Source organism: Actinocatenispora thailandica (genome assembly GCF_016865425.1).
Classification (GTDB): Bacteria; Actinomycetota; Actinomycetes; order Mycobacteriales; family Micromonosporaceae; genus Actinocatenispora; species Actinocatenispora thailandica.
The window spans coordinates 2640825-2658275 of the sequence record NZ_AP023355.1 but is presented as its reverse complement, the minus strand read 5'-3'; the positions used below and the strand labels follow the sequence as shown (position 1 = coordinate 2658275).

Annotated in this window: 18 protein-coding genes; 6 read left to right on the top strand and 12 right to left on the bottom strand. The window is 73.2% G+C overall.

Features of this window, described 5'->3' with window-relative positions; all coding sequences use genetic code 11:
- Nucleotides 1–14: 14 nt before the first annotated feature.
- The 6 genes from pspM to rimO form a co-directional block, all read right to left on the bottom strand.
- Nucleotides 15–776 (bottom strand): phage shock envelope stress response protein PspM, encoded by a 762-nt coding sequence (pspM, locus tag Athai_RS11870; RefSeq protein WP_203961557.1) that lies wholly within the window; start codon nt 774–776, stop codon nt 15–17.
- A gap of 92 nt (nt 777–868) precedes the next feature.
- Complete coding sequence (locus Athai_RS11865; protein ID WP_203961556.1) at nt 869–1738, bottom strand: PspA/IM30 family protein; 870 nt, start codon at nt 1736–1738, stop codon at nt 869–871.
- Nucleotides 1739–2054: 316 nt separating this feature from the next.
- On the bottom strand, nt 2055–2522 hold the full coding sequence (locus tag Athai_RS11860; protein ID WP_203961555.1) for a helix-turn-helix domain-containing protein: 468 nt from the start codon (nt 2520–2522) through the stop codon (nt 2055–2057).
- A 179-nt stretch (nt 2523–2701) separates the two neighbouring features.
- Nucleotides 2702–3172 (bottom strand): CinA family protein, encoded by a 471-nt coding sequence (locus Athai_RS11855; RefSeq protein WP_203961554.1) that lies wholly within the window; start codon nt 3170–3172, stop codon nt 2702–2704.
- Entirely contained in the window at nt 3169–3720 is a 552-nt protein-coding gene (pgsA, locus tag Athai_RS11850; protein ID WP_203965559.1) for a CDP-diacylglycerol--glycerol-3-phosphate 3-phosphatidyltransferase, read from the bottom strand. Before pgsA ends, Athai_RS11855 begins: the two co-directional genes overlap by 4 nt.
- Before the next feature lie 70 nt (nt 3721–3790).
- Nucleotides 3791–5227 (bottom strand): 30S ribosomal protein S12 methylthiotransferase RimO, encoded by a 1437-nt coding sequence (rimO, locus tag Athai_RS11845; RefSeq protein ID WP_203961553.1) that lies wholly within the window; start codon nt 5225–5227, stop codon nt 3791–3793.
- A 229-nt stretch (nt 5228–5456) separates the two neighbouring features.
- On the opposite strand from rimO, the gene Athai_RS11840 reads away from it, so the two are divergent.
- Entirely contained in the window at nt 5457–5744 is a 288-nt protein-coding gene (locus Athai_RS11840) for a CBU_0592 family membrane protein (protein ID WP_203961552.1), read from the top strand.
- 75 nt (nt 5745–5819) lie between these two features.
- Here the strand turns inward: Athai_RS11840 and Athai_RS11835 are convergent, their stop codons facing one another.
- Both Athai_RS11835 and Athai_RS11830 read right to left on the bottom strand, forming a co-directional pair.
- A complete protein-coding gene (locus tag Athai_RS11835; protein WP_203961551.1) occupies nt 5820–8276 on the bottom strand; it encodes a DNA translocase FtsK in 2457 nt (818 codons plus the stop codon).
- 87 nt (nt 8277–8363) lie between these two features.
- Nucleotides 8364–8747, bottom strand: a complete 384-nt coding sequence (locus Athai_RS11830) for a DUF2784 domain-containing protein (RefSeq protein ID WP_203961550.1) — start codon at nt 8745–8747, stop codon at nt 8364–8366.
- 75 nt (nt 8748–8822) lie between these two features.
- On the opposite strand from Athai_RS11830, the gene Athai_RS11825 reads away from it, so the two are divergent.
- The 3 genes from Athai_RS11825 (at nt 8823) to Athai_RS11815 (ending at nt 11003) form a co-directional block, all read left to right on the top strand.
- Nucleotides 8823–9845: an aspartate-semialdehyde dehydrogenase gene (locus tag Athai_RS11825; protein ID WP_203961549.1), complete on the top strand. Its 1023-nt coding sequence runs from the start codon at nt 8823–8825 to the stop codon at nt 9843–9845.
- Nucleotides 9846–9985: 140 nt separating this feature from the next.
- Nucleotides 9986–10249: a hypothetical protein gene (locus Athai_RS11820; RefSeq protein ID WP_203961548.1), complete on the top strand. Its 264-nt coding sequence runs from the start codon at nt 9986–9988 to the stop codon at nt 10247–10249.
- An 82-nt stretch (nt 10250–10331) separates the two neighbouring features.
- The gene (locus Athai_RS11815) at nt 10332–11003 is read left to right on the top strand and encodes a TetR/AcrR family transcriptional regulator C-terminal domain-containing protein (RefSeq protein WP_203961547.1); all 672 of its coding nucleotides are present in this window, start codon (nt 10332–10334) and stop codon (nt 11001–11003) included.
- 168 nt (nt 11004–11171) lie between these two features.
- Here the strand turns inward: Athai_RS11815 and Athai_RS11810 are convergent, their stop codons facing one another.
- The 4 genes from Athai_RS11810 to thyX form a co-directional block, all read right to left on the bottom strand.
- On the bottom strand, nt 11172–11864 hold the full coding sequence (locus Athai_RS11810; protein ID WP_203961546.1) for a DUF1275 family protein: 693 nt from the start codon (nt 11862–11864) through the stop codon (nt 11172–11174).
- 111 nt (nt 11865–11975) lie between these two features.
- The gene (locus tag Athai_RS11805; RefSeq protein WP_203961545.1) at nt 11976–13664 is read right to left on the bottom strand and encodes a ribonuclease J; all 1689 of its coding nucleotides are present in this window, start codon (nt 13662–13664) and stop codon (nt 11976–11978) included.
- Nucleotides 13665–13805: 141 nt separating this feature from the next.
- Nucleotides 13806–14702 carry a 4-hydroxy-tetrahydrodipicolinate synthase gene (gene dapA / locus Athai_RS11800; RefSeq protein WP_203961544.1) on the bottom strand — a complete coding sequence of 299 codons (897 nt, stop codon included), beginning with the start codon at nt 14700–14702 and terminating at the stop codon, nt 13806–13808.
- Between the two features lie 84 nt (nt 14703–14786).
- Complete coding sequence (thyX, locus tag Athai_RS11795; protein WP_203965557.1) at nt 14787–15530, bottom strand: FAD-dependent thymidylate synthase; 744 nt, start codon at nt 15528–15530, stop codon at nt 14787–14789.
- Between the two features lie 511 nt (nt 15531–16041).
- Between thyX and Athai_RS11790 the strand changes: the two genes are divergently transcribed.
- Both Athai_RS11790 and Athai_RS11785 read left to right on the top strand, forming a co-directional pair.
- Complete coding sequence (locus Athai_RS11790; protein WP_203961543.1) at nt 16042–16521, top strand: toxin-antitoxin system HicB family antitoxin; 480 nt, start codon at nt 16042–16044, stop codon at nt 16519–16521.
- A gap of 102 nt (nt 16522–16623) precedes the next feature.
- Nucleotides 16624–17442, top strand: coding sequence for a DUF4097 family beta strand repeat-containing protein (locus tag Athai_RS11785; RefSeq protein WP_203961542.1), 819 nt, complete (start codon nt 16624–16626; stop codon nt 17440–17442).
- The last annotated feature ends 9 nt before the right edge of the window (nt 17443–17451 follow it).

Here is a 17451-nt window from a genome sequence, read left to right as displayed (position 1 = left end):
GCACTACCGCCGGGTCAGCTGGCCGGTTCGCGCAGCTCGGCCAGCCCGGCGGCGAACGCGGCCATCCGATCCGCCGCCTCGGTCAGCCGGTGCTGGGCGCCGGTCTCGACGCCGACACCGCTGGCCGCCGCCGCGGCCGTCGCGGCGGCCAGCCGCTCGTAGGTCGCCACCCCGTCGGCGAGCTGGCCGGACAGCGTCTGCCGGGCCGAGGCGAGGGTCGGTGCCTCGGCCGGTCCGGCGAACCGGGACGCCTTCTCCACCGTGAGCAGCCGGTGCGCCAGGTCACGCAGCGCCCGTTCCCCGTCGGCCGCCTCGGCCAGCGCCTCGTCGATGAACTGGGTACGCGTACCGGCCCGGACGTCGTCGAGGGTGTGCATCGCGGTGGTCAGCCGGGCCATCGGCGCCGCCGCGGCAGTGTCGCCGTACTTGCGCCGCTCGGCCCGTCGGCTCACCTCGTCCACGGCGGCGCGGGCCAGCGGATTCGCCGCGAGTGCGGAGCGCATCGCCTGCCGCACCGCCTCGCCGGCACCCACCTGCGGCCGCTCCGGCGGCAACGGCACGGCGGCGAGGGCGCGGTAGTCGCGCCACCGGAAGACCGCGAGCGCCACCGAGACACCCGCGCCGGCCGCCCAAGCCGCGTCCGGCAGCCCCACCCCCGCGTACGGAGTGAGCACCGCCGCGGCGCCGGTCAGCCCGGCGCCGAGGACCACCCAGCGCCGGAAGGCGCGGCGCAGTCTGCCCAACCGGCGCAGCCGCTGCTCTCGCGTCTCGGCCATCCGGTGCCCTCCCCCGAGCGGCAGGCCCGGCGAAGCGATCACCCACCCGGCGCCCGTACGGAATCACCCGCCCGGGCGCCCGGGCGGGTCGATCAGCCCGCCGAGGCGTCCTGGCTGCCGTTCTTGTTCATGTTGGCGCGCAGCTGCTCCAACCGGGCAACCCCGGCGCTCTGCTCGGCGTCGGCGGCCTCGGCCGAACCGGACTCGACCGCCTTCTGCGCCGGTGCACTGGTCAGCTGCTCACCGGCCATGCTGGCCCGGATCTGCTCCAGCCGGGCGTTGCCGGCCATGTCCAGGCTCGACTTCTGCACCTCGAGCATCCGGCCCTCGACCGAGTTCTGCGCCAGCTCGGCGCGACCCATCGCGTTGGCGTAGCGACGCTCGATCTTGTCCCGGACCTCGTCCAGCGACGGCGTGTTGCCCGGCGCGGCCAGGTCGGACATGCTCTGCAACGAGCTGGCCACCTGCTCCTGCATCTTGGCCTGCTCGAGCTGGCTGAGCAGCTTGGTGCGCTCGGCGAGCTTCTGCTTGAGCATCATCGCGTTGTCGTCGACCGCCTTGCGGGCCTGCTGGGCGGCCGCGATCGACTGGTCGTGCAGCGTCTTGAGGTCTTCCATCGACTGCTCGGCGGAGACCAGCTGGGTGGCGAGCACCTGCGCGGTCTGCTCGAACTGCTGCGCCTTGGTCTCGTCGCCGTCGGCCCGCGCCTTGTCGGCCATCACCAGCGCCTGCTTGGCCTGCCCCTGGAACTGCTCCACCTGCGACATCTGCCGGGAGAGCTTCATCTCCAGCTGTCGCTGGTTACCGATGACCGCGGCAGCCTGCTGCGTGAGCGCCTGATGCTGGTGCTGCGCGTCTTCGATCGCCTGCTGGATCTGCACCTTCGGATCGGCGTATTCGTCGATCTTGGCACCGAACAGCGCCATCAGGTATCGCCAGCCCTTGACGAACGGGTTCGCCATTGTTCGCGGTCCTCTCTGCGGCTCTAGCTAGCGCCGGCCTCGACGCGTTCGTCCCATCGTGTCAGGCGAGTGCGACCGTCGTCACGCCGCCCCCGGCGGGCGATCGGGGCACCATCGGTACAAAATCGACCGAAACACCACGATGCCACCGGCACCGAGCGCCCGGACCTCGCTTGCCCTGCGGCACGCCGCCCTGACTCCACGCCAATCCGCGCACCAGATCAAGTGTGCCTGAACTCGGCGGCAAGTGAGAGTCCCGTCGCCGCTTTATCCGCAATGCCCGGGACACTTCAGGGACGCCCCTGAGAACCGCGGCTCAGGCCGCGCAGACCACTTCGCGTGTCGACCGACGCGCAGCCGGGCCGACCGAGCGCGCCAGGGTCGGCCGCCCCCGCATCGCCACCGAGCTGGTGACTGCGCCCTGCTGCACCGCGGCTGCCGACACCGCACCACCGGCCAGCGCGTTCGCCCCAGCGGGGACCGGCTCGGCGGCCGGTTCGGGCGCCTCGGACCCGTCGGCCCCGACCGGAGCGAGCACCCCCGCCATCTCCTCGGCCAGCGCGACCGTGTCGCTCACCTCGCGCAGCACGTCGGACAGGTGCACGCCGAGCGCCTCGCAGATCGAGGCCAGCAGCTCGCTGGAGGCCTCCTTCTGCCCGCGCTCCAGCTCGGACAGGTAACCCAGGCTCACCTTGGCCTCGGTCGACACGTCCCGAAGCGTGCGGCGCTGGTCCAGCCGCCGTTCACGCAGCGTGTCACCCAGGACCCTGCGCAGCAGGACCATCGCACACCTCCTCCGGCGACCGACACCACTCGGCCCGACCGTGGCCCGAGAGCGTCGCACCCGGACCGGGATGTTCGCCACGGTACCGCGCCGAGCCGACACCGACACCGTGCCCCACGACGTGATGCAACACAGTACCGCGGGATGATCTTCCCGAACGAGCTACACGACCGGGCGACTCAGGCCGCCGGCAGCGACCGCAGCAGCAGCTCCAGCGCGGCCGCGACGGTACCGGCGCGTACCGCGGCGCGGTCCCCCGGCAGCGTGAGCCGCTCGGCGCGCAGCACCCCGGGCCCGGCCAGCCCGACGTAGACGGTGCCCGCCGGCTGACCGCCGTGCGGTTCCGGACCGGCCACCCCGGTGGTGGCCAAACCCCAGGTCGCGCCGCAGCGCTCGCGGGCGCCCGCGGCGAGCTGCCGGGCCACCTCGGGGTGCACCGGGCCGTGCTCGGCGAGCAGGCGCTCGCTGACGCCGGCGAGCGAGGCCTTCAGATCGACCGCGTACACGATCAGGCCGCCGCGCAGCACCGCGCTCGCCCCCGGCACGTCGGCGACCGTGCCGGCCAGCTGCCCGGCGGTCAGCGACTCGGCCGTGGCGAGCGTCTCACCGCGCCGGGCCAGCTCCGCGACCACCTCGACCGGCGCGGTCACGACTGGTCGGCGGCGGTGCGGCGCAGGGCGAGCGCGCGGAACACGTAGTCGATGCCGGTGCCCACGGTGACCAGCAGCGCCGCCAGCATGATCCAGAACCCGACGGCGGACACCGGATCCGGCCAGGGGGCGAGGTACCACGCGATGCCGAGTATCTGCAGCACCGTCTTGATCTTGCCGCCGCGGCTGGCCGCGATCACTCCGTGCCGCAGCACCCAGAACCGCAGCACCGTCACGCCCGCCTCGCGGACCAGGATCAGCACCGTCATCCACCACGGCAGCCCCGCGTACACCGACAGCACGAGCAGCGCGGTACCGGTGAGCGCCTTGTCCGCGATCGGGTCGGCGACCTTGCCGAACGGGGTGACGAGGTTGCGGGCCCGGGCCAGCCACCCGTCCGCGAAGTCGGTCACCGACGCGACACAGAACACCACACAGGCGACGATTCGCCAGTCGGCGGCGACCAGGCCGGAGGCAACCGAGATCCAGACGAACACCGGCACCAGCACCAGCCGCAGCGCGGTCAGCGCGTTCGCCGGGTTCACCAGGGGCGCGGTGGGTGGCGGCGGCTCCCGCCGGGCTGGCGGTACGGCCCGGTGGGGGGCGCTCGATGCGGCCTCAGTCACGGCCACCACTCTGCCCTCCGCCGGCCGCCGGGTCGAGTACCTGTTCCACGACCGCGGTCAGGTCCACCCCCACGGTGCCGATGACTCGCGCCCGGACCAGGTCGCCGGGACGCAACGACGCGGGGTCGACCGCGCCGCCGGCCTCGAGCGTCGTCGTACCGTCCACCTCGGGCGCCTGGTGCGCGGCACGGCCCTCGACCTCGCCGTCGACGACCCGGTCGACCAGCACCTCGACCGCGCTGTCCAGCCGGTCCTCGGCGCGCTGCGCGACCAGCTCGTCGACCAGCGCGGAGAGCCGGTTGACGCGCGCCGCCACCTCGTCGGCGGGCACCTTGTCGGGCATCCCGACGGCCTCGGTGCCCTCCTCGTCGCTGTAGCCGAACACGCCGACCGCGTCGAGCTCCGCGCCGGTCAGGAACCGCTCCAGCTCGGCCACGTCGGCCTCGGTCTCGCCCGGGAAACCCACGATCACGTTGGTCCGGGCGCCGAGCTCCGGCGCGATCTTGCGGGCCGAGGCGAGCAGGTCCCAGAACCGCTCGGTGGAACCGAACCGGCGCATCCGGCGCAGCAGTGGCTCGCTCGCGTGCTGGAACGACAGGTCGAAGTACGCGGCGACGCCCGGGGTCCCGGCGATCACCTCGACCAGGCCGGGGCGCATCTCCGCCGGTTGCAGGTAGCTGACCCGCACCCGGACGATGCCGGGGACCGCGGCGAGCTGCGGCAGCAGCTTCTCCAGGGCCCGCGGATCGCCCAGATCCTTGCCGTACGACGAGGAGTTCTCGCTGACCAGCACCAGTTCGCGGACGCCCTGCCCGGCCAGCCACTCGGCCTCGGCGACGATCTCGTCCGGGGTACGCGACAGGTAGGCGCCACGGAACGACGGGATGGCGCAGAACGCGCACCGCCGGTCGCAGCCGGAGGCGAGCTTCAACGACGCGACCGGGCCGTCGTCGAGCCGGAACCGCAGCACCTTCAGGTGCGCCGGCGCGTGGTCGTCGCCGCCACCGTGGCCGGGCACCGGCGCCGGGTGCGCGTGCCGCTCGACCGGGGTGATCGGCAGCAGCGTGCGGCGGTCCGTCGGCTCGTGCGCGGTCAGCGACCCGCCGGCGAGAACTGTCCGCAGCCGGTCCGAGATGTCCGGATAGTCGTCGAAGCCGAGCACCGCATCGGCCTCCGGCAGGCTGTCCGCGAGCTGCCGCCCGTACCGCTCGGCCATGCAGCCGGCGGCGACGACCTTGGCGCCGTTCTCCCCCGCGTCCAGCAGGGTCTCGATCGAGTCCTGCTTGGCCTGTTCGATGAAACCGCAGGTGTTGACGAGGACCACGTCGGCATCGGCACTGTCGCCGGTGACCTGCCAGCCGTCGGCGGCGAGGCGGGCGGCCAACTCCTCGGAGTCGACCTCGTTACGGGCGCACCCGAGGGTGAGCATGGCGACACGGCGGGGGATTCGGCGGCGGACACGCACCGAGCGTACCGACCCAACCTGGGTACGGCCGCAGACACTCACCCGCACCGGCCGCAGCCCGGTGAGGTTTGCCACCGTTGATCGTCGTCTCGACCGACCGCGGCTAGCCTGGGCGGCGAACGGTGGGTCTGCCACCGGTCCCGGACGAGCAGCGCGACGTACCCGGTGGAGCAAAGACGCCGCGCAGCTCACCATGACCGACATCCTGCAGATCGTGGGCGCCGTGCTGGTGCTCGCCGGTTTCTTCGCCAGCCAGCTCGGCGCCGTGGACGGCCGTTCGCTGGCCTATCTGATCGTCAACACGCTCGGGTCCGGAGTGCTCGCGGTGCTCGCGTTGCTCGGCCGCGAATGGGGCTTCCTGCTGTTGGAGGGCGCCTGGTGCCTGGTCGCACTCGTCTCGCTGGTCCGGGTGCTCGGCCAGGCGCGGCGGCAGCGCCCGCACCTGCTGCGAGCCGACCGCCGGACCTCGTCGACCGGCTGACCGCGCACCGGGAGTCGGCAACCCTCGCGGGGGTCGCCTTCCGGCACAGCCCCGGACAGCGACGCCGGCGTTCGGTCAGCCGTTCTCGCCGCGGATGCTGGCCAGCATGTCCTCCAACTCGTCCGGTTTGATCAGCACGTCGCGGGCCTTGGACCCCTCGGACGGGCCGACCACGCCGCGGGTCTCCATCAGGTCCATCAGCCGGCCCGCCTTGGCGAAACCGACCCGCAGCTTGCGTTGCAGCATCGAGGTGGAGCCGAACTGCGAGGTCACCACCAGTTCGGCCGCCTGCAGCAGCAGATCCAGGTCGTCGCCGATGTCCTCGTCGATCTTCTTCTTGCTCTCCTGCGCGACGGTCAACACGTCGTCGCGGAACTCCGGCTGCCGCTGGTCGATGCAGTACTTGACGAGGTCGTGAATCTCCGGCTCGGTGACCCAGGCGCCCTGCAACCGGATCGGCTTGCTCGCGCCCATCGGCAGGAACAGCCCGTCGCCACGGCCGATCAGCTTCTCCGCGCCCGGCTGGTCCAGGATGACCCGGGAGTCGCCGAGCGAGGAGGTGGAGAACGCCAGCCGGGACGGCACGTTCGCCTTGATCAGGCCGGTGACCACGTCGACGCTGGGCCGCTGGGTGGCGAGCACCAGATGGATGCCGGCGGCGCGGGCGAGCTGGGTGATGCGCACGATCGCGTCCTCCACGTCGCGCGGCGCCACCATCATCAGGTCGGCCAGCTCGTCCACGATCACCAGCAGGTACGGGTAGGGCCGGTACTCGCGCTCGCTGCCGGGCGGCGCGGTGATCTCGCCCTTGAGCACCTTGCGGTTGAAGTCGTCGACGTGTCGCACCCCGGCGGCGGCCAGGTCGTCGTAGCGCATGTCCATCTCGCGCACCACCCAGGCGAGCGCGTCGGCCGCCTTCTTCGGGTTGGTCACGATCGGCGTCACCAGGTGCGGGATGCCCTCGTAGCTGGTCAGCTCCACCCGCTTCGGGTCGACCAGCAGCAGCCGCACCTGGTCCGGCGTGGCCCGGGCCAGGATCGACACCAGCAGCGAGTTGATGCACGACGACTTGCCGCTGCCGGTGGCGCCGGCGACCAGGATGTGCGGCATCTTGGTCAGGTTGGCCACCACGTTGCGGCCCTCGATGTCCTTGCCCAGCGCCACCACCATCGGGTGCGGGTCCGCGGTCGCCTCGGCGCTGCGCAGCACGTCGCCGAGGATCACGTCCTCCCGGTCGGTGTTCGGGATCTCCACACCGACCGCGGACTTGCCCGGGATCGGGCTGATGATCCGCACGTCCGGGCTCTTCACCGCGTAGGCGATGTTGCGCGACAGCTGGGTGATCCGCTCGACCTTCACCCCCGAACCGAGCTCGATCTCGTACCGGGTGACGGTCGGACCGCGGGTGAACCCGGTGACCGCCGCATCGACGTTGAACTGCTCGAAGACGCCCTGCAGCGCGGCGATCGCGTCGTCGTTGGCGCGGCTGCGGGTCTTGCCCGGGCCGCCCTTGCGGAGCAGTTCGGGCGACGGCAGCCGGTAGTCGCCGGCCGCTGCGCTCAGCACCGGCTGTTCCACCTTCGGCGGCGGCAGCGGCCCGTGCTCCGGCGGGGTGAGCTTCTTGCGCGGCTTGCGCTGGGCCGGCAGTTCCGGCTCGTCGAGCGCGTCCTCGGCGGGCGCCGGGGAGACCGGGGCCGGGTCCTCGGCGCGGCTGGCCTGCCGGCGCCGGGACGGGCGACGCAGCCGCACCGGCGGACCGGAGACCTCGCCCGGCTCGTCCACGCCGTCCGCGGCGGCCGGCGCCGCCGCCCGCCCCATGGCGAGATCGCGCAGCCGGCGGAACCGCTCCGGGATCCGGTTCAGCGGCGTCGCGGTCACCACCAGCAGGCCGAACAGCAGCAGCAGGATCAGCAGCGGAACCGCGACCCACGAGGTCACCGCGCGGGCGAGCAGGCCGCCGACCAGGTCGCCGACGATGCCGCCGGCGTGGCCGCGGCCGTCCGCGGTACCCGGGCTGCCGCGAAACAGGTGCAGCAGGCCCAGCGCGGCGAGCGACAGGGCGCTCCAGCCGACCAGGTGCCGGCCGCGGTGGGCCGGGTCGGGCGCCTGGCGCAGCACCCGGACCGCGGCGAACGCCAGCAACACCGGCAGCGCCGCGGCCGCCGCGCCGAGCACCCAGCGCACCGCGTACCCCACCCAGGCACCGACCGGGCCGGCGGCGTGGAACCAGACCGCGACTGCCAGCACGATGCCGAACGCGAGCAGCGCCAGGCCGAGGCCGTCGCGGCGGTGCGCCGGATCGAGTTCCCGCGCGGTGGCGGCCTGCCGGCCGACCGCCCGGGCGAGGAAACCGACGCCGCGGGCCAGGCCGCCGAACGCGCCGCTCGCGGCCCGCGCCGACGCCGACCGCTGCGGCTTGCGCCGGGCCGGGCGCCGGGCCGGGGCGCGGCGGGTGGTGGCACGGCTAGCCGTACCCGTCTTCTTCTTCGCCGAGGTGCGGGTACGGCTCGTGGCAGACGTCCGGCCAGCCATGACCGCCACCGTAGCCGGAACCGAACGGAAACCCCCGGTCCGACACGGCCGGTGACAGAAATCCCTGGTCGCACCGCGACCCGCGGGTCAACTGCGGCGGCCCGACCAACACTCGCGCCACGGGCGCCGCCAGCGCAGCACCACCAGTGCCCAGGACGCCAGTACCGCCGAGCCGAGCACCAGCTGGGCGAGCGTCCCCGCACCGCGCGGGTAGAACACGCCGCGCACGTAGCTGTCCAGGAACCCGCCGGTCAGCGGCGGCAGGCCGGCGGCGTGCCGGGCCGCGTCCTGCGCCGCGGTCAGCGGGCAGGGCAGGTGGCCCGCAACGACCGCGACCGCCCAGCCGGCGGCGGCCAGGTGCACCGGCAGCGTCCACCGCCAACGGAGCGCGACGAAGCCGCCGAGCAGCAGGTACGCCAGGTAGCCGAAGTGCACGGCGACGAGCGCCCAGGCGAGCCACCGATAGCCCATGACCGCAGCGTATGCCCGTTTTCACTGGGCGGGACGTCTCGGCGGGCCGGCGGCCGGCCAGGTAGCCTGCGGCACATGCGTATCGGGATTGTCGGAGCAACTGGCCAGGTCGGCGGCGTGATGCGCCGCATCCTCGCGGAGCGCGAGTTCCCGGCGGACGAGCTGCGGCTGTTCGCCTCGGCGCGGTCGGCGGGGCGCACACTGCCCTGGCGGGACGGCGAGGTGACGGTCGAGGACGCCGCCACCGCGGACTTCCGCGGGTTGGACATCGTGTTGTTCTCCGCCGGCAAGGGCACGTCCAAGACGCTCGCGCCGAAGGTCGCGGCGACCGGCGCCGTCGTGGTGGACAACTCGTCGGCATGGCGGATGGACCCGGACGTACCGCTGGTGGTGGCCGAGGTCAACCCGCAGTCGCTGGCGAACCGGCCACGCGGCATCGTGGCCAACCCGAACTGCACCACGATGGCCGCGATGCCGGTGCTGCGCCCGCTGCACGACGCGGCCGGGCTGGTGAGCATGGTGGTGGCCACCTACCAGGCGGTGTCCGGTTCCGGGCTGGCGGGCGTGGCGGAGCTGGACGAGCAGGTCCGGAAGGTGGCCGACGGGGCCGCCGGGCTCACCTTCGACGGCGCGGCGGTGCAGTTCCCGCAGCCGGCGAAGTTCGTCCGGCCGATCGCCTTCAACGTGTTGCCGTACGCGGGATCGCTGGTCGACGACGGCCTCGGTGAGACCGACGAGGAACACAAGCTGCGCAACGAGAGCCGCAAGATCCTGTCCATCCCGGACCTGAAGGTCTCCGGTACCTGCGTACGGGTGCCGGTGTTCACCGGGCACTCGCTGCAGATCAACGCCCGGTTCGCCGCGCCGCTGAGCGTCGAGCGGGCACACGAGCTGCTGGCCGCGGCGCCCGGTGTCGCGCTGTCGGAGGTCCCGACGCCGCTGCAGGCGGCCGGGCAGGACCCGAGCTACGTGGGCCGGATCCGGCCGGACGAGACGGTGGACAACGGGCTCGCGCTGTTCGTGTCCAACGACAACCTGCGCAAGGGCGCGGCGCTCAACGCCGTCCAGATCGCCGAACTGCTCTGCGCCGAGCGGTGAGCGCCGGCGCGCTGGTTGCCGCGGGCCGAGGGCCCGCCGCGTCACACTGACGGTACGAAACGGGCCCCGGCCAGTCGGTCGGGGCCCGTTTCGCGCCACTGTTCGGGCTGATCGGCTCGGACGACGAGATTGCCGCGGCGGTGCCGGACGACCCGGACGCCGGGCGGTACCTGGTGGTCGACGCCATCGTGCTGGCCGACGGGGCCGACCCCGACCGGGCGGTCGAGCAGCTGCGGCAGGAGCAGACCGGCCCGTCCGGCGCCCGTGTGTACACCGCCCGGCGCGTCGACGACCCGCGCCGGCTGGTCCGGTACGCGCAGCTGGCCGGCTCGCGCGAGCAGGTGCTGGCCCGCGTCGGCGCCCGCCCCGCCTACCAGGTGGTCGCCGTGGACGACCGACCCTGAGAGACTGTGCGGGAACCACGATCGGCGGCGCTGGAGTCCGAGCCAGGGCCCCGATCGTCCCGGAGCGAGCGAGGAGCGTGGCGTGGCCGGTGGTGCGTCCCGTCGGCGCGCCGGGCTCAGCCGCGACCGGGTGTTCGAGGCCGCGCTGCGCATCGCCGACACCGAGGGCGTCGAGGCGCTGTCGATGCGCCGGCTCGGCCGCGAACTCGGTGTCGAGGCGATGTCGCTGTACCACCACGTGCCGGACAAGGCGGCCATCGTCGCCGGGCTCGCCGACCGGGTGTTCGCGGAGGTCACCGTGCCGGCCACCGATCCGGCGGCGGACTGGCGGACGGTGCTGCGCGGCCTGCTGTGGACACTGCGCGGCACGCTGCTGCGGCACCCCGGCGCACTGCCGGCGGTGGCCACCCACGAGGTGACCGCCGGGCCGGGGCTCGAACTGTACGAAGCGGCGATGCGGCTGCTGCACGACGCCGGGTTCGACCTGGTCGAGGCGAACTACGCGCTGAACAACCTGGTCACCTACACGATCGGGCACTGCCTGGCGATGGCCGGCCGGCCCCCGCTCGGGGTCGCCGAACCGACCACCTCCCAGCGGCGCGAGACCGCCGCGGCACTCGACCGGAACCGGTACCCGACCGTCGCCGCCTGGCTCGGGCAACTCGGCGACGCGGGCTACGACGCGGACGCGCTGTACCAGCAGGGCCTGACCGCGCTGCTCGACGGCCTCGCCGAGCCAGCCGGCGCACCCTGACGCCGCGCCGGCGCCCCCTGCCGCGTGCGCGTCCCGTACCAGCGGCGCTGCCGCAGGCCGCACGGGTCACTGCCGGCGCGACCGGCTCCGCGGCCACTGCCGGCGCGACCGGCTCCGCGGCCACTGCCGGTGGCGCCACGGTCGCTGTCGGGGTGACTGGCCCCGCGGTCAGTGCCGGTGGCGGTGCCGCAGGTCGAGCACCGTCGCGGCCAGCACGGTGCCACCGGTGAGCGCGAACGGCAGTACCCCGGCCGCGAGCCGGGCGGTCTCCACCAGCATCGCGGACACGGCCGCACCGGCCAGCATCGCGGCCACCAGCAGCACCAGCCGGGGCAGCCCCCGGCCGGGCGCGCCGCCGGTGATCCGGCTCACCACCGTGGTCAGGGTGCTGGTCAGGTAGGTCGTGGAACCGGCCGGTAGGGCCAGCGCCTGCACCGCACGGGCCTGGAAGCCCATCGCCACCGCGGACACCGCGACCAGCACGCCGGTACCGATCCCGCTCGGCCGGCCGCCGGCCACCAGCCAGCCGACGAACAGCAGCAGTTGCAGCACCGCCTGCACGCCGAGCGCGTGGGTGACCCGTACCGGCCAGGGGTCGGTGTCGTTGGCCCGGGTGTGGCCGAGGAACCGGGTGCACACCGCGACGCCGACCACGTACGCCGCCAGCGACACCACCGAGCGCACCGCGGCGCCGCCCGACCCGGCACCGGCGGCGATACCCAGCAGCGCCAGGTTGCCGGTCATCACCGCGGTGAACACGTGGCCGAGCGCCAGATAGCTCAGCGCGTCGGTGGCACCGGCTCCGGCGGCGAGCACCAGCAGCAGCGTGTCCGGGACCACGCGCAGGGCCGGCGGCCCCACGCGCTCCCGATCATCCTCGGACCGCTCGGCAGACATTGCTGTGAGCATCGCATCCGTGACCGTCGGTACGGGCCGGAACCGGCGAGGCTCACCGCGCGACGCGGTGCCGGATCACACCTCGACGACGTTGGGCACGATCATCGGGCGGCGCCGGTACTTGTCGTTGACCCAGCGCCCGACCGAGCGGCGCACCAGCTGTTGCAGCTGGTGCGGGTCGGTCACCCCGTCCTTCGCCGCCTTGTCCAGCACTTCGGTGATCAACGGGACCACCGGGTCGAACGCGGTCGGGTCCTCCGAGAACCCCTTCGCCGAGACGGTCGGCCCGCCGACCACCTTGCCGGTCACCGAGTCGACCACCACGGTCGCGGCGATGAATCCGCCGTCCCCGAGGATGCGCCGCTCGGTCAGCGCGCTCTCCCCCACGTCCCCGACGGCGAGCCCGTCGACGTAGACGTACCGGTTGGGCAGGTGGCCGACCAGCCGGGCCCGGCCGTCGACGAGGTCCACCACGTCGCCGTCCTCGCACAGCACCACGCCCTCGGCCGGAACCCCGGACTCGGTGGCCAGCCGGGCGTGCGCGCGCAGGTGCCGCCACTCGCCGTGAATCGGCAGGAAGTTGCTCGGGCGTACCACGTTGAGCAGGTACAGCAGTTCACCGGCCGGGGCGTGCCCGGAGACGTGCACCCGCGCCACGTCCTTGTGGATCACCGTGGCACCGGCCCGGGACAGCGCGTTGATCACCCGGTACACCGAGGTCTCGTTGCCGGGCACCAGCGAGGACGCCAGTACCACCGTGTCGCCCGGTTCGATCTTGACGTGCCGGTGGTCGCCGGAGGCCATCCGGCCCAGCGCGCTCATCGGCTCACCCTGCGAACCGGTCGACATGAACACGATCTCGTCGGCCGGCAGGTTGGTCGCCTCCTCCAGCGACACCACCAGCCCGGCAGCGATGTGCAGCAGGCCCAGATCGCGGGCGATGCCCATGTTGCGCACCATGGACCGGCCGATCAGCGCCACCTTGCGGCCGTGCTCGGCCGCCGAGTCGAGTACCTGCTGGACCCGGTGCACGTGGGAGGCGAACGAGGCGACGATGATCCGGCCGCGCGCGCTGCGGAAGATGCCGTCGATGACCGGCCGGATCTCCTGCTCGGAGGTGACGAACCCGGGGATCTCGGCGTTGGTCGAGTCGGACAGCAGCAGGTCGACGCCCTCGCCGCCGAGCCGGGCGAACCCGGCCAGGTCGGTGACCCGGCCGTCCAGCGGCAGCTGGTCCATCTTGAAGTCGCCGGTGTGCAGCACCGTGCCGGCGCCGGTGCGCACCGCCACCGCCATCGCGTCCGGGATCGAGTGGTTGACGGCGAAGAACTCGCACTCGAACGGGCCGAGCTGCTCGACGCCGCCTTCCCGCACGGTCAGCGAGTACGGCGTGATCCGCCGCTCGGCGAGCTTCGCCTCCACCAACGCCAGGGTGAACTGCGAACCCACCAGCGGGATGTCCGGCTTGCGGGCGAGCAGGTAGGGCACCGCACCGATGTGGTCCTCGTGCCCGTGGGTGAGCACGATCGCCTCGACGTCGTCGAGCCGGTCGGCGATCGGCGAGAAGTCCGGCAGGATCACGTCGACGCCCGGTTGGTCCACATCCGGGAACAGCACACCGCAGTCGACGACGAGCAGCCGCCCCTCGTACTCGTACACGGTCATGTTGCGGCCGATCGCACCGAGACCACCCAGCGGTACCACCCGCAGGCAGTTTGCGGCGAGCGGCGGTGGTGGGGCCAGTTCCGGATGTGCCTGGCTCACTGAGCCCTCCTATTCACTTCGTACAGTCCTCTACTCCCGGCGGCCCGGCGCCCACGGCCCGGCTCGCCGGCCGCGGCACAGCGTGGCCGCTCTCGTTCGCATCGCCGCTGGCCCGCACGGCTGGCACGGGCACCGCGGCGGTCAGAGTTCGACGCCGGCTCGCTCGCAGTCGGCGCGCAGCTGCTCGATCTCGGCCTCGGTCGCGTCCACCAGCGGCGAGCGAACCGGGCCGGCCGGCAACCCGCGCAACCGCATCGCGGCCTTCACCAGGATGACGCCCTGGGTGCGGAAGAAGCCGGTGAGCACCGGCAGCAGCCGGTGGTGCAGCGCGAGTGCGCCGGCATGGTCGCCGGCCTCGAACGCCTCGATCAGCTGCCTGGTCTCCCGCCCGATCACGTGCGTCGGGGTACCGACGACGCCGACCGCGCCGACCGCGAGCAGCGGCAGGGTCAGCTTGTCCTCGCCGGAGTAGACCGCCACCCCGCCGTGTCCGGTGACCGCCGAGGTCGCGGCGAGGTCACCCTTGGCGTCCTTGACCGCCGCGATGTTCGGGTGCTCGGCCAGCCGCAGCAGCGTCTCGGTGGCGATCGGGGTCGCCGTGCGCCCGGGTATGTCGTACAGCATCACCGGCAGGTCGGTGGCCTCGGCCACGGCGCGGAAGTGGGCGAGCAGCCCGGCCTGCGGCGGCCTCGAGTAGTACGGCGTCACCACGAGCAGACCGTGCGCGCCGGCCTTGGCGGCGTCGCGGGCGAGCTCGACGGTGTGCGCGGTGTCGAACGTACCGACGCCGGCGACGATCCTGGCCCGGTCACCGACCGCCTCGACCACGGCGCGCAGCAGCGTGTCCTTCTCCGCGTCGGTGGTCGTCGGCGCCTCGCCGGTGGTCCCGCTGATCACCAGCGCGTCGTTGCCCTGCACGTCGACCAGGTACTCGGCCAGTTTCTGCGCACCGGCGACGTCGAGCGAGCCGTCTGCGGCGAACGGGGTGACCATCGCGGTCAGCAGCCGGCCGAACGGCCGGCGCGGGTCGTGCGTCATGCCACCAACCTATCGGACCGACCGGCGGGCCCGGGCGGATCATCCGGTGAGACGTCCGTCCCCGGCCGGCTGATCCCACCCGGCTCAGCCCTCGGTGACGAACGGGCTGGCGGCGATCTCGGAACCGTCGTCCAACGCCGAGATGGTGAAGTCGCCGAACACGTTCGGGGCGACGATCTGGAGCTGCCGCAGGCAGGCGATGGCGAGCGCCCGAATCTCCACGTCCGCGTGCTCGGAGGCACGCATCGCGACGAAGTGCCGCCAGGCGCGGTAGTTGCCGGTGACCACGATGCGCGTCTCGGTCGCGTTCGGCAGTACCGCCCGGGCCGCCTGACGGGCCTGCTTGCGGCGCAGCGTCGCGTTCGGCACGTCGGCGAACTTCTTCTCCAGCCCCTCCAGCAGCTCGGTGTAGAGCTTGACCGCGGCCTCGGCGCCCTCGACGAACTTCGCGTGCAGCTCGGGGTCCTCGGCGATCACGTCCGGCTCGACCATGGCCGCGTTGCGCTCCGGCACGTACCGCTGGGAGAGCTGCGAGTAGGAGAAGTGCCGGTGCCGGATGAGCTCGTGGGTCAGCGACCGGGAGATGCCGGTGAGGTAGAAGGTGACGCTGCCGTGCTCGAGCACCGAAAGGTGCCCCACCTCGAGGATGTGCCGCAGGTAGCCGGCGTTGGTCGCGGTGGCCGGGTTCGGCTTCTTCCACGACTGGTAGCAGGCCCGGCCGGCGAACTCGGCGAGCGCCTGGCCGCCGTCCGCGTCGGTGGTCCAGGGCACGTCCTCCGGCGGCGCGAACTGGGTCCAGGCGATGGGCCGCACGGTGGGCGGAACGATCTCGGGCACGGCATCCCCCTCGAAGACTGACGACACGGCGCACCGGTCCCCTCCGCCGCCGCGCGCGCCTCGAATTTACCGGCAACCTCGATGCCTGCCGGCACCGGCCGGTTCGGTGTTCGGTGGCCGATTCGCAGGCCGGGTGGCGGTGCGCCGACCGCCGGGACGACCGGAGACAGCACGCAAGACAGCAGTACGGCATTGACTGGCGTCGTGGATGGTGTCATGATGACGTCATGAACGCATCAATGCTGGAGCTGGAACTCGTCCGCCGCGACCTGAACACCCACGACGAGGCCGTCCACCACGAGCCGGCCACCCGCCGCACCGGTGACCACCACTGGGAAGGCTGGCTGTACCGGGGCGGCACCGCAGCCGGCCCGGAGGACGACGGAGCCGGCCGGAACCGGTACGTCGACCGCGGCGGCAGGCCCGCTCCGCGGCGACGTCCTCGACATCGACGGGCGCGCCCCCGGTTGGTTGACATCACCCGTGCTGTCAGGATAGTGCCATGGACCTGAACCCGTACCTGGAAACGTTGCGCCACGACCTGGAGGCCAGCGCGGCACCCGGCGACGACGACGTACGGCGGGCGGCCGGGCTGCTCGCCGGTTCGCTGGAGGCCGCCGCGCGGCTCAGCCTGCTGGAGGCGCTGTCCGACGCCGCGGCCGAGATCACCACGAAACTGGACAACGCCTCGGTCGAGGTACGACTGCGCGGGCGGGCCGCCGACCTGGTCGTCAGCGAGGCGGCGCCGCCCGGCCCGCCGGAACCGCCGCCCAGCGCCGAGACCGAGACCGGCGACGTCGCCCGGATCACGCTGCGACTGCCCGAAGGGCTCAAGGCACAGGTCGAACGGGCCGCGTCGACCGAGGGCATCTCGGTCAACGCCTGGCTGGTCCGCGCCATCGGCGCCGCCGTCCGCGGCGGCAGCGGCCCGACCACCCGCACCCGGCTCGGTCGCCGGGTCACCGGCTACGCGCAGGCCTGACCGCCACTCGTTGACCCGCGGCCGCCCCGGCGTGCACCCCAAGCCACCCCACCGTCAGGTGAGCGCGCGGCCGATGCCACGCGCCGACATCCAGGAGCAGACATGTACGAGTTCGCGACCGACACCCCGGTCAGCATCGACCTGCGTGTCGCGGCCGGCCGTTGCGACCTGACCGCCGAGCCGCGCGACACCGCCACGGTCGAGGTGGAACCGCTCGATCCCGGCGACGACCGGGCCCGGCAGGCCGCGGCGGACACGATCGTCCAGCTCAGCGGCGGTCAGCTGACCGTGAAGACGCCGGACACCAGCGGCGTGGGCTGGCTGTTCGGCCGGCGTACCGCGAAGCTGCGGATCACCATCGCGGTGCCGGCCGGCTCCTCGCTGGAGTCCAAGGTCGCCTCCGCCGACCTGCGCTGCGTCGGCACCCTGTCCACCGTCTCGGTCAACAACGCCTCCGGCGACGTCCAGCTCGACCAGGTCACCGGCGACGTGTCGATGAACTCCGCCTCCGGCGACGTGCGGGTCGGGTACGTGGGTGGCAACCTGAAGGCCAACTCGGCGTCCGGCGACATCGACGCCGGCCGGGTCGACGGGGACGTCGCACACAACTCGGCCAGCGGCGACACCCGGATCGGCGAGACGCACGGCGCGGTCAAGGTACACAGCGCATCCGGCGACGTCCGGATCGACGCCGTGGTCGCCGGCTCGGTCCGGGCCAACACCGCCTCCGGCGACCTGTACTTCGGGGTGCCGGCCGGGACCGGGGTGTGGATGGATCTCAACACCGCCTCCGGCACCACCTCCAGCGACCTGTCCATCGGCGGCGAGCGGCCGCTGGCGGGTCACGACGTGGAACTGCGCGGCAGCACCGCGTCCGGCGACATCGAGATTCACCGGGTACCGGCACCGGCGACGTCCTGACCGGCGCGC